The sequence below is a fragment of the Flavobacterium sp. KY-23415 genome, from assembly GCF_055384985.1.
Window position 1 is genome coordinate 149495 of the sequence record NZ_AP044001.1, and the last position, 12148, is coordinate 161642.

Consider the following 12148-nt stretch of genomic DNA (forward strand, 5'->3'; position numbering starts at 1 on the left):
AGCCAAGATGATGCAAAGAAGAGATTTTTTACAAAAAACAGTAGCCAGTTCTGCTTTATTAACTATTGGAGGACTTTCATTAAGCAGTTTTTCTACTCTTGAAGAAAAAAAAATAACCATACTACACACCAACGATGTTCATAGTCATATTGATCCTTTTCCGGCAGATCACCCAAGAAATCCAAATATGGGAGGAGCAGCTAGAAGAGCAAATATAATTGAACAAATTAGAAAAGAAGAAAAAAATGTACTGCTTTTAGATGCAGGTGACATTTTCCAAGGAACACCCTACTTTAATTATTATGGAGGTGAATTAGAATTTAAATTAATGAGTATGATGCAATATGATTTAGCAACCTTAGGCAATCATGATTTTGACAATGGCATAGACGGTTTTTATACTCAATTACCCCATGCTTCATTTGATTTTGTATCTGCAAATTACGATTTCAAAAACACAATTTTAGATGGCGTTGTTAAACCTTATAAAATTTTCAAAAAAGACGGAATAAAAATTGGAGTTTTTGGCCTTGGAGTTGAACTAGACGGATTAGTTGACAAAAAACTATATAAAGAGACAGTTTACAACAATCCAATTGAAGTTGCTAAAGACATGACTAGAATCCTAAAAGAAGACAAAAAATGCGACTTAATAATTTGTCTATCACATTTAGGATTTAAATATAAAAACGAGCCTGAAAAAGTTTGTGATATCTTACTTGCTCAACAAACAAAAGACATCGATTTAATTATTGGTGGTCATAGTCACACTTTTTTAGACAAACCTGTTTCAGAAACCAATCTTGACGGAAAAACTGTGCTTATAAATCAAGTAGGTTGTTTTGGAATTAATCTCGGAAGAATCGATTTTTATCTCTCTAATGATAAAAAATATGACAATATGACTAGCAACATCATATTGTCTTAATCAAGTTTTAGAGTAATATTATTTTCAATTAATATTACTCTAAAATTCCTTTTGCAAAAGCCTAACTCTATTTCTCAATGTGCTTCTTTCTAAAAAATATTTCACATAGAAATAATAAAATATTGTTTGCGAAAAAGCTGCTAAAATCTTAAAAATAGGCAAATCTAAAAAATGAGTAAATAAAACAAAGAAAAGCCCTGACATAAATAACGACAAAACAGCAAAAGCTAAATATGAATTTTTCCTGTAGCTAGAATAAACAAAAAGAAGACTTGTTAATACTGACATTATCAAAATCGAAACCCCAAAAAGAGCCATATAAGACATTACAAAATTTGAATTAAATTCTAAAAGTCTAAATACAGAATATAAAAGATAAGAAAGCAGAACACTTAAAAACCAAAATGATTTATCAATCTTAATTTTTCGAGTTTTGAGTAATATTACAAAATCAACATAGAGAAAATAAATTAATATTAAGTAGGGTAACAAAAAAAACAACAACCCTAATAAATAATAATCTTTAATATTAATTAGAAACAACATTTCTCCTATATAAAAAAACACTAATGAAGACAAAAATAAATCGTCATTTTTAGTGCTTTTCATTGTAAAATAATAAAATACAAGAGCTGGAATATAAACAGGTTTAGATAGTAATATTCCTAATTCAACTCCAAAAAAAACAGAAAAAACATAAAAAATACCAGAAAAAAAATACAGAAATAGAGAAGTGGTAAAATTATTCATTTAGCAATTCATTAAACTGAAACTCATTAATAATTTGTATACCCAATTTGTTAGCTTTTTCCAATTTTGCTGGCCCCATATTATCACCTGCAACAACATAATGTGTCTTAGAAGAAATAGAACTTCCTACTTTTCCTCCGTTTTCTTCTATTACCTTTTTTAAATCATCTCTAGAATAGGTCTCAAAAACTCCAGAAACAACAAATATTTTTCCTTCTAATTTATTCGAAATACTTACATTTAATGCTTCAACAATTTCAAATTGTACACCATGCCTTTTTAAACGATTAATGATTTCAACATTATCCTCATTTTCAAAAAAGAGAATAACACTTTGTGCAATTTTCTCTCCAATTTCATCAACTAAAACTAAATCCATTAAAGTAGCAGAAACAAGGGCATCTATAGTCTTATAATGTTTTGCCAACTTTTTAGCAACAGTTTCACCAACATATCTAATCCCAAGCGCATACAATACACTTTCAAAAGGAATTTGTTTTGATTTTTCAATTCCATTAATGAGATTTTCTGCCGATTTTTCTCCCATTCTTTCTAAAGAAACAACATCTTCTTTCTTTAAATCATATAAATCTGAATAATTTTTAATCAAACCTGCATGATACAACAAAGCAACCGTTTCACCTCCTAAACCATCAATATCCATAGCTTTTCTAGAGATAAAATGTTGAATTCTACCGATAATTTGGGGTGGACATCCATAATAATTAGGACAATAATGATTTGCTTCTCCCTCAATCCTTATCAACAAAGTATTACACTCTGGACAATTAGATATATATTCTGTAGGTTGACTATCTTCTTTTCTTTCATCAAAGTTTACACCAATAATTTTGGGTATAATTTCTCCACCTTTTTCAACAAAAACAGTATCATCAACCCTTATATCTAACTTTGCAATTTGATCAGCATTATGAAGAGAAGCTCTTTTAACAATTGTTCCAGCCAACTGTACAGGTTCTAAATTAGCAACAGGAGTAATAGATCCTGTTCTCCCTACTTGATAAGAAATTGAATTCAAAACAGTAGATACTTGTTCAGCCTTAAACTTATAAGCCATTGCCCAACGTGGAGACTTAGAGGTATAACCTAATTCTTCCTGAAATTGAACTTGATTTATTTTTACAACAACACCATCGGTTTCATAAGGTAAATTATGTCTTTCAACATCCCAATAATTGATAAAATCGAAAACTTCATCAATATTCTCAACCAATTTTGATTCATTTGGCACTTTGAAACCCCATTCTCTAGCTTTTTGCAAACCTTCAAACTGACTTGATACGGGTAAATTATTTCCTACTAAAGTATACAACAAACAATCCAAAGGACGCTTCGCAACTTCTGCACTATCTTGTAACTTTAAACTTCCTGAAGCAGTATTCCTAGGATTTGAATATGGAGTTTCTCCAATTTCTATTAAATCTTGATTCATTTTTTCAAAACCTGCAAAAGGCAATATTATTTCACCTCTAATCTCAAATTTATCAGGAAAATCTCCTTTCAGTTGAATTGGAACAGACTTAATTGTTTTTATATTATTAGTAACATCATCTCCTTGAAAACCATCCCCACGAGTTACTGCTCTCTTTAACTTCCCGTTTTCATATAAAATACTAATCGATGCACCATCATACTTTAATTCACAGGTAAATTGCAACGCAACATTTCCTAAAATCTTTTGACATCTATTTTCCCAATCTAACAAATCATCTTTAGAATAAGAATTATCCAGTGAATACATACGATACTCATGAGGTATCGTTTCAAAGTTTTTAGTCACAGTACCGCCAACTCTTACGGTTGGTGAATTCTCATCAAAAAACTCAGGGTATCTCACCTCTAATTCTTGCAATTCTTTTAGCTTAACATCAAATTCAAAGTCGGAAATAGTGGGCTTGTCTAACACATAATAATTATAATTGTGTTGATTTAACTCTTCTCTTAAAGCTAGAATAGTTTCTTTAGGATTCATCTATAAAATCTATTGGTTTAACAAGTTTTCTAATTTCATATAAAGCTCACCTTTACTAATTATCCCTCCTTGTTTAATTATTGTAAAAAGGTTACCATTTCTATCTTGAGAAATATCTTTCACCCCCTTTTGAATTTCGATTAAATCAGAAAAAATATTCTCACTTAACCAATTTATTCCTTCAGAAGTAAAAAAATCAACCGTTACATCTTTTGTATTAATTACATAAGAATATACTTTGGATTCAAAACATTTAAATAAAAAAATGTAGTTTTTTGAAAAATGATCAATAAATTCTACATTCCTAAGGGCTCTATCCCAAATCATATCTGAAAAAACATCAATTTCTTGTTCAGCAATCTCTGGTTTATTTGCCTTTAAATCTTCCCATTCTTTCTTATCAATAGATTGAGTTGCTAAAAAAGTAATGAATTCTGGATGCAATTCTTCCAATTGCTCTTTGGTTAACCTTATGTATTTCATGCTGTAAATATAAAAAAAAAGCCCTCCAATAATGAAGGGCCTTGTATTATTTTTTTACAAAATTATGCTTTTTCTGCAATAACTTCATAGTCCAATTCTACGATTACTGATCTATGTAATCTAACTGAAGCAGTATATTTACCTACACGCTTAACTAAACCACTAGTAATGAATTTTCTATCAATAGATTGACCATTTTTAGCTAATTCTTCAGCAATGTTTGCATTAGTAATAGAACCGAAAAGTTTATCACCACCTGCTTTAGCATAAATTTTAATTTCAATTGCTTTTAAAGCTTCTGCAATTTTATTAGCATCATCTACTAATTTTTGCTCTTTATGAGCTTTTTGCTTTAAATTTTCAGCTAATACTTTCTTAGCAGAAGGAGTTGCTAAAGTAGCAAATCCTTGAGGAATTAAATAGTTACGACCATAACCATTTTTCACAGTTACGATATCATCTTTAAAACCTAAGTTTTGAACGTCTTGTTTTAAGATAAGTTCCATGTTGTTGTCCTTTTTTTTACAGAAGTTAGGTTTCATTTAACTGAAAACCAACAACTTTATTTATAAATTATTTTAATAAATCAGCTACGTATGGCATTAAAGCTAAGTGACGTGCTCTTTTAACAGCAACAGAAACTTTTCTTTGATACTTCAACGACGTACCTGTTAATCTTCTTGGTAAAATTTTACCCTGCTCGTTCACAAATTTCAACAAGAAATCAGCGTCTTTATAATCGATATATTTAATACCTGATTTTTTGAAACGACAATATTTCTTTTGTTTGTTTGTTTCAATGTTTAGAGGAGTAAGATATCTAATATCGCCCTCTTTTTTACCTTTTGCAGATTGCTCTAATGTAGACATAATTAGTTTGATTTAGATTTTAATTTTACTCTTCTTCTCTCAGCCCAAGAAATAGCATGTTTATCTAACGATACAGTTAAAAAACGCATGATACGCTCGTCACGACGGAATTCAGTTTCAAAACCAATGATAACATCAGCTGGTGCCTTGAATTCAAACAAGTGGTAAAACCCGCTTTTTTTGTGTTGGATTTCGTAAGCTAATTTTTTTAAGCCCCAATCTTCTTTAGATACCATCTCTGCTCCTTTAGACGTAAGAAAATCTTCAAATTTACTTACTGTTTCCTTTATCTGTTGGTCAGATAAAACGGGATTCAAGATGAAAACAGTTTCATAGTGATTCATAATAAATTATTTTAATTTGTATAAAATTGAGTGCAAAAGTAGTCATTTAATTTTAAAAAACAATTTATAAGTCAACTTTTAAACAAATTTGAATCTTTTATTTGTAGTATTAATATTTTTAGTATACTTTTATCATTAAATAAATAGGTATATGAAGTTGAATTGTATAGTTGTCGATGATAGTGCGATACAAAGAATGACGATAACAAAACTAGTTAATGAATCTCCAAATCTACACTTAATAGGAGATTTTGCAAATGCCTTAGAAGCTAAAAACTCTCTAAACAATAATGCTGTTGATTTAATATTTTTAGATATAGAAATGCCTCTAATTAGTGGTTTTGATTTATTAGATGGTCTAAAAGTTAAACCGCAAATTATTTTTATTACTTCTAAAGCTGATTACGCTGTAAAAGCTTTTGATTATGAAGCTACTGATTTTTTACAAAAACCCATCTCGAAGGAACGTTTTCTAAAAGCTGTCAAAAAGGCTAATGAATTACACCAACTAAGAAATGAATCGCATGAAGAACAGGGTGACACAATAATTATAAAAAGTAATTTAAAAAAATTAAAAGTTTACACCTATAAAATTAAATGGATTGAAGCTTATGGTGACTATATCAAAGTAGTAACAGACGAAGAAAGTCATCTCGTTTTATCTACAATGAAAGCCTTTGAAAGCGAATTACCTGAAGGAAAATTCATTAGAATTCATAAGTCCTACATTGTGAACCTAGAAAGGGTAGAAAAATTCAACAGTAAATTTGCAGAAATAGACGGACAAAAAATACCAATTAGTAGAAACAAAAAAGACGTAATCAGCAAAGCTATAGAAGCTCTTTAATAATAATCAACATTTATTGAAACTTTTATAGACCTATACTGACTAATCGCTTCAAAACTTTTTAGAGCTTTTTCCATTACATCTTTTGTTTTCCCTAAGTTTACATTTGATGGTATTTTGACAATTATTGTTCGTATATACTGATTTCTAATCCTACTAATTGCTGGCTCTTCTGGACCCAAAACTGGAATTTGCAAATGCTTTATCAAAACATTATAAATCCATAGAGAACCCTCTTTTAGCTTTTCAAAATCCTTATGCTTCAATGTTAACCTTATTAATCTGTAAAAAGGAGGGTATTTAAAATTATTTCGATCATAAATTTGTTCTTTATACATTGCCGTATAATCATTCATCAAGACTTGCTGAATCGTATTATGATACGGATTGTAAGTCTGAATTACCACATACCCTTTTTTACTCTTTCTTCCCGAACGTCCAGCAACTTGAATCATCATTTGATACGCCCGTTCATAGGCTCTAAAATGAGGTTGGTTTAATAAATTATCTGCATTTAAAATCCCAACTAGGGTAACATTATCAAAATCCAAACCTTTAGCCAACATTTGAGTCCCAACAAGAATATCGAATTCTTTATTTTTAAAAGCATCAATAATTTTCTCAAAACCATATTTCCCTCTGGTTGTATCTTGATCCATTCTACCAATAACTTTATCAGGAAACAACTCTTTAAGTTCTATTTCTACCTGTTCTGTTCCAAAACCTTTAGATGACAAATCGACAGATTGACAGTTATGACAATGTGTTGGATTAGCTATAGAATAACTACAATAATGACATTTTAATTGATTTTTAAACTTATAATATGTCAAACTCACATCACAACTTGGGCAATGAGGCACATGTCCGCAGGTCAAACATTCCACAAAAGGAGAAAATCCTCGACGATTTTGAAACAAAATAACTTGCTCACCTAAACTTAAAACTTCCCTAATTTTATCCAATAAAACATCTGAAAAACGCCCATTCATCTTTTTACGAAAATACTTATCTTTTAAATCAACAAGCTCAATAGTAGGCAACAACACATTCCCAAACCGCTCTTTCAATTCAATCAACCCATATTTTCCAATTGAAGTGTTATAATATGTCTCTAAACTTGGGGTAGCACTACCCAACAAAACTTTCGCTCCGTGTTGCTTTGCCAAAACAATAGCAGCATCTCTTGCATGATATCTTGGCGAAGGATCTTGTTGTTTAAATGTTTGCTCATGCTCTTCATCTACTATAATTAAACCTAAATTTGAAAACGGCAAAAATAATGCACTCCTAACACCTATAACTACTTTAGCCTTATCTGAATTATTTAAGACATTATTCCAAATTTCTATTCTCTCGTTACTTGTATATTTAGAATGATACACAGCAATATCGTTACCAAAATATGCAGACAAACGCTTAACCAACTGAGCTGTAATAGCAATTTCAGGGAGCAAAAAAAGTATTTGTTTCTTTTTTTCAATATATTTTTCTATTAACTTTATATAAATCTCAGTTTTTCCTGAAGCTGTAACACCATGGAGTAATGCAACGTCATTTTTTTCTTCACTTACTAAAATTTCTTCAAAAGCTTTTTGTTGATGTGTACTCAATGTAAAAAAAACGGAACTATCTTTATTAAATTCAACTCTATCCTCATTTACAAAATACTCTTCAAAAACACCTTTATCAACTAAAGCTTTGATAATTGCGGCACTATTCCCTGAAAAAGCAACCAATTCCTTAACTGAAATTTCCTTTTTATTTACAGCTTTTAATTGAAAGTACTGCAAAATTATTGCTCGCTGTTTTTTAGCCCTAGAAAGACTCAATAACAATTCATTTAATTTATCTTCTAATAAAAACTCATCTTTTATTTTTACATAACGAACTAATTTTGGCGTATATTTTTCACAAACATCTTCTTGAAGCACTAACAAATTCTTACTTAATAACTCCTTAATAACAGGAAACACATTTTTCTTCCCTAAAATCTTAGAAATTTCCTTAACAGTAATTGATGATTGATTCTGAAGTGCTTCAATAATCAAAAACTCATCATCGTTAAATTCAGAAGTTTCAATTTTTGATACATCTAAAACCTCATTACATGACACTATGGTCTCACTTTCTAAAATCAAACCTGAAGGCAACGCTGATTTATAAACTTCACCAACTGAACACATATAATAACGAGACATCCATTTCCAGTGCTCAATCTGAAAATTATTAACAATTGGTTTCTCATCTAATATTTGATGAATTTCCTTTGGCTTGTATAATTGAGGCATAATATTATGCTTCGCTATCACCAATGCAGTAAACACCTTACTTTTCCCAAATGGAACAGCAATACGAATACCTACATTTATATAATAAAACTCAGCCTCAGAAACTTCATAAGTAAAACTCTTTGATATTGCTAATGGCAACACTACATCTATAAAAAATTGCATAAACAAATTTAATCTTAATTCATTTACTTTTCAAACAAAGTGAGATAAAACTAAAAACAAAAAACCCTAATCAGTTATGATTAGGGTTTTCAAAAGAAAGGCGACGACATACTCTCCCACAAAATTGCAGTACCATCTGCGCTGTCGGGCTTAACTTCTCTGTTCGGAATGGGAAGAGGTGAGCCCCGACGCAATAATCACCTTAAGAGGTTTCATTGCTTTGAGCAATATTTCTAATTAGTAAATATCTTTCAACATTGAATAATTAGAACAATATCTTAACATATTGAGACAAGAAAATTTATTTTTTATTAGAAAGTGACTCCCTGCACCTTACGGTGCAGGAATACGTACATAAGCTTATGGGTTATTAGTACTACTCGACTATGACATTACTGCCTTTACATCTATAGCCTATCAACGTGGTCATCTTCCACGACCCTTAAAAGAAATCTCATCTTATGGTGGGTTTCGCGCTTATATGCTTTCAGCGCTTATCCCTTCCAAACGTAGCTACTCTGCAGTGCTCCTGGCGGAACAACAGATACACCAGAGGTTTGTCCAATTCGGTCCTCTCGTACTAGAATCAGATCCATTCAAATTTCTAACGCCCACAGTAGATAGAGACCGAACTGTCTCACGACGTTCTGAACCCAGCTCGCGTGCCACTTTAATGGGCGAACAGCCCAACCCTTGGGACCTTCTCCAGCCCCAGGATGTGACGAGCCGACATCGAGGTGCCAAACCCCCCCGTCGATATGAGCTCTTGGGGGAGATCAGCCTGTTATCCCCGGCGTACCTTTTATCCTTTGAGCGATGGCCCTTCCATACGGAACCACCGGATCACTATGCTCTACTTTCGTACCTGATCGACCTGTATGTCTCTCAGTCAAGCTCCCTTATACCATTGCACTCTACGCACGGTTACCAAGCGTGCTGAGGGAACCTTTAGAAGCCTCCGTTACTCTTTTGGAGGCGACCACCCCAGTCAAACTACCCACCAAACAATGTCCCCCACTTTTGCGGGGTTAGGCCTCAGACAAGCAAAGGGTGGTATTTCAACAATGACTCCACAACGCCTAGCGACGCCACTTCATAGTCTCCCACCTATCCTACACATCACGTGTCCAAGGTCAATATTAAGCTATAGTAAAGGTGCACAGGGTCTTTTCGTCCCACTGCGGGTAATCGGCATCTTCACCGATACTACAATTTCACCGAGCTCATGGCTGAGACAGTGTCCAGATCGTTACACCATTCGTGCAGGTCGGAACTTACCCGACAAGGAATTTCGCTACCTTAGGACCGTTATAGTTACGGCCGCCGTTTACTGGGGCTTCAATTCAATGCTTCTCCGAAGATAACATCTCCTCTTAACCTTCCAGCACCGGGCAGGTGTCAGGCCCTATACTTCATCTTACGATTTTGCAGAGCCCTGTGTTTTTGATAAACAGTCGCCTGGACCTTTTCACTGCGGCCAGCATTACTGCTGGCGACCTTTCTCCCGAAGTTACAGGTCTATTTTGCCTAATTCCTTAGCCATGAATCTCTCGAGCACCTTAGGATTCTCTCCTCAACTACCTGTGTCGGTTTACGGTACGGGTACTTATAATCTAAGTTTAGAAACTTTTCTTGGAAGCCCTTAGGCACACTATCCCTTTGTCCGAAGACGCCGAGTACTATCGTATATCACCAAAATCTACGGATTTGCCTATAGATCTTATAGCTAAATACTTCAACGAACTATTCCGTCAGTTCGCGGTGCTTTCATCACTCCGTCATTCCATCACAATTATAAGTAGTACGGGAATATTAACCCGTTGGCCATCGACTTCTCCTTTCGGATGCGCCTTAGGACCCGACTAACCCACAGCTGATTAGCATAGCTGTGGAAACCTTAGTTTTTCGGTGTGCGGGTTTCTCGCCCGCATTATCGTTACTTATGCCTACATTTTCTTTTCTAAATAGTCCAGCAATACTCACATATCACCTTCAACCCAATTTAGAATGCTCCCCTACCACTCCGTAGAGTCCATAGCTTCGGTAGTATACTTATGCCCGATTATTATCCATGCTCGTCCGCTCGACTAGTGAGCTGTTACGCACTCTTTAAATGAATGGCTGCTTCCAAGCCAACATCCTAGCTGTCTGGGCAGACAAACCGCGTTTTTTCAACTTAGTATACATTTGGGGACCTTAGCCGATGGTCTGGGTTCTTTCCCTCTCGGACATGGACCTTAGCACCCATGCCCTCACTGCTAAAAATCATTATATAGCATTCGGAGTTTGTCAGGAATTGGTAGGTGGTGAAACCCCCGCATCCAATCAGTAGCTCTACCTCTATATAACTAATTTAGCGCTGCACCTAAATGCATTTCGGGGAGTACGAGCTATTTCCGAGTTTGATTGGCCTTTCACCCCTACCCACAGGTCATCCCAAGACTTTTCAACGTCAACGGGTTCGGACCTCCACTTTGGGTTAACAAAGCTTCATCCTGCCCATGGGTAGATCACACGGTTTCGCGTCTACCATTACTGACTCAGGCGCCCTATTCAGACTCGCTTTCGCTACGGATCCATACCTGAAGTACTTATCCTTGCCAGCAACGGTAACTCGTAGGCTCATTATGCAAAAGGCACGCCGTCACCCCACGAAAGGGCTCCGACCGCTTGTAAGCGTATGGTTTCAGGATCTTTTTCACTCCGTTATTCACGGTTCTTTTCACCTTTCCCTCACGGTACTGGTTCACTATCGGTCTCTCAGGAGTATTTAGCCTTAGCGGATGGTCCCGCCAGTTTCACACAGGGTTTCACGTGCCCCGCGCTACTCAGGATACCACTATCCTTATCTTCTCTTACTTATACGGGACTATCACCCTCTTTGGTTAACCTTTCCAGGTTATTCTAATTCAATCCAAAAGAAATCTCGTGGTCCTACAACCCCAAAATTGCCGTAACAACTCTGGTTTGGGCTAATCCGCGTTCGCTCGCCACTACTTACGGAATCACTTTTGTTTTCTTCTCCTCCGCCTACTTAGATGTTTCAGTTCAGCGGGTTTGCCTCCTATCGGATACTATGTCTTCAACATAGTGGGTTGCCCCATTCGGATATCTACGGATCAATTCGTGTGTGCCAATCCCCGTAGCTTTTCGCAGCTTATCACGTCCTTCTTCGCCTCTGAGAGCCTAGGCATTCCCCATACGCCCTTATTTTGCTTATTGTACTTGTTTTATCAAGTGTTATATACTATACAACACCCGAAATTTGTGCTTTCTATTATATTTTTATTTTTTCTTTTCTCAATATGTCAATGAACGGTTTTCTAATAATTAGTCCTTAGTAATTAGTAACTAGTTTTCACTAATACTTTTCACTATTCACTATTCACTCGAATAGTGGAGAATATCGGAGTCGAACCGATGACCTCCTGCGTGCAAGGCAGGCGCTCTAGCCAGCTGAGCTAATCCCCCGTTTCT

The 12148-nt window shown here is 34.5% G+C and carries 9 protein-coding genes, 1 tRNA gene and 2 rRNA genes; 2 read left to right on the forward strand and 10 right to left on the reverse strand.

What is annotated here, in order from left to right; translation table 11 throughout:
* The first annotated feature begins 10 nt into the window (after positions 1–10).
* Positions 11–928 (forward strand): bifunctional metallophosphatase/5'-nucleotidase, encoded by a 918-nt coding sequence (locus tag ACZ49Z_RS00750; RefSeq protein ID WP_464308088.1) that lies wholly within the window; start codon positions 11–13, stop codon positions 926–928.
* A gap of 39 nt (positions 929–967) precedes the next feature.
* Here ACZ49Z_RS00750 and ACZ49Z_RS00755 read toward each other — a convergent pair whose 3' ends face one another.
* The 6 genes from ACZ49Z_RS00755 to rpsF form a co-directional block, all read right to left on the reverse strand.
* Positions 968–1678 (reverse strand): hypothetical protein, encoded by a 711-nt coding sequence (locus ACZ49Z_RS00755; RefSeq protein WP_464306301.1) that lies wholly within the window; start codon positions 1676–1678, stop codon positions 968–970.
* On the reverse strand, positions 1671–3671 hold the full coding sequence (gene ligA / locus ACZ49Z_RS00760; RefSeq protein ID WP_464306302.1) for an NAD-dependent DNA ligase LigA: 2001 nt from the start codon (positions 3669–3671) through the stop codon (positions 1671–1673). The genes ACZ49Z_RS00755 and ligA overlap by 8 nt, the downstream gene beginning before the upstream one ends.
* A gap of 9 nt (positions 3672–3680) precedes the next feature.
* Positions 3681–4154: a DUF6495 family protein gene (locus ACZ49Z_RS00765; RefSeq protein ID WP_464306303.1), complete on the reverse strand. Its 474-nt coding sequence runs from the start codon at positions 4152–4154 to the stop codon at positions 3681–3683.
* Between the two features lie 62 nt (positions 4155–4216).
* Positions 4217–4660: a 50S ribosomal protein L9 gene (gene rplI / locus ACZ49Z_RS00770; protein ID WP_464306304.1), complete on the reverse strand. Its 444-nt coding sequence runs from the start codon at positions 4658–4660 to the stop codon at positions 4217–4219.
* A 67-nt stretch (positions 4661–4727) separates the two neighbouring features.
* Positions 4728–5024 (reverse strand): 30S ribosomal protein S18, encoded by a 297-nt coding sequence (gene rpsR / locus ACZ49Z_RS00775; RefSeq protein WP_045971798.1) that lies wholly within the window; start codon positions 5022–5024, stop codon positions 4728–4730.
* A gap of 2 nt (positions 5025–5026) precedes the next feature.
* Positions 5027–5368 carry a 30S ribosomal protein S6 gene (gene rpsF / locus ACZ49Z_RS00780; RefSeq protein WP_464306305.1) on the reverse strand — a complete coding sequence of 114 codons (342 nt, stop codon included), beginning with the start codon at positions 5366–5368 and terminating at the stop codon, positions 5027–5029.
* 151 nt (positions 5369–5519) lie between these two features.
* Between rpsF and ACZ49Z_RS00785 the strand changes: the two genes are divergently transcribed.
* Entirely contained in the window at positions 5520–6215 is a 696-nt protein-coding gene (locus ACZ49Z_RS00785) for a LytR/AlgR family response regulator transcription factor (RefSeq protein ID WP_464306306.1), read from the forward strand.
* Here ACZ49Z_RS00785 and priA read toward each other — a convergent pair.
* The 4 genes from priA to ACZ49Z_RS00805 all read right to left on the reverse strand — a co-directional run bounded on the left by priA (position 6212) and on the right by ACZ49Z_RS00805 (position 12142).
* Positions 6212–8671 carry a replication restart helicase PriA gene (gene priA, locus ACZ49Z_RS00790; protein ID WP_464306307.1) on the reverse strand — a complete coding sequence of 820 codons (2460 nt, stop codon included), beginning with the start codon at positions 8669–8671 and terminating at the stop codon, positions 6212–6214. The genes ACZ49Z_RS00785 and priA overlap by 4 nt on opposite strands.
* A gap of 95 nt (positions 8672–8766) precedes the next feature.
* A 5S ribosomal RNA gene (rrf, locus tag ACZ49Z_RS00795) occupies positions 8767–8876 on the reverse strand.
* A 145-nt stretch (positions 8877–9021) separates the two neighbouring features.
* A 23S ribosomal RNA gene (locus ACZ49Z_RS00800) occupies positions 9022–11893 on the reverse strand.
* Between the two features lie 175 nt (positions 11894–12068).
* Positions 12069–12142 (reverse strand) — tRNA-Ala (locus tag ACZ49Z_RS00805).
* Positions 12143–12148 lie beyond the last annotated feature (6 nt).

Excerpts from the sequence above, each read along its gene's own strand:
- ACZ49Z_RS00750 (WP_464308088.1), top strand. The coding sequence starts at position 11 with ATGCAAAGAAGAGATTTTTTACAAAAAACAGTAGCCAGTTCTGCTTTA.
- ACZ49Z_RS00755 (WP_464306301.1), bottom strand. The coding sequence starts at position 1,678 with ATGAATAATTTTACCACTTCTCTATTTCTGTATTTTTTTTCTGGTATT.
- ligA (WP_464306302.1), bottom strand. The coding sequence starts at position 3,671 with ATGAATCCTAAAGAAACTATTCTAGCTTTAAGAGAAGAGTTAAATCAA.
- ACZ49Z_RS00765 (WP_464306303.1), bottom strand. The coding sequence starts at position 4,154 with ATGAAATACATAAGGTTAACCAAAGAGCAATTGGAAGAATTGCATCCA.
- rplI (WP_464306304.1), bottom strand. The coding sequence starts at position 4,660 with ATGGAACTTATCTTAAAACAAGACGTTCAAAACTTAGGTTTTAAAGAT.
- rpsR (WP_045971798.1), bottom strand. The coding sequence starts at position 5,024 with ATGTCTACATTAGAGCAATCTGCAAAAGGTAAAAAAGAGGGCGATATT.
- rpsF (WP_464306305.1), bottom strand. The coding sequence starts at position 5,368 with ATGAATCACTATGAAACTGTTTTCATCTTGAATCCCGTTTTATCTGAC.
- ACZ49Z_RS00785 (WP_464306306.1), top strand. The coding sequence starts at position 5,520 with ATGAAGTTGAATTGTATAGTTGTCGATGATAGTGCGATACAAAGAATG.
- priA (WP_464306307.1), bottom strand. The coding sequence starts at position 8,671 with ATGCAATTTTTTATAGATGTAGTGTTGCCATTAGCAATATCAAAGAGT.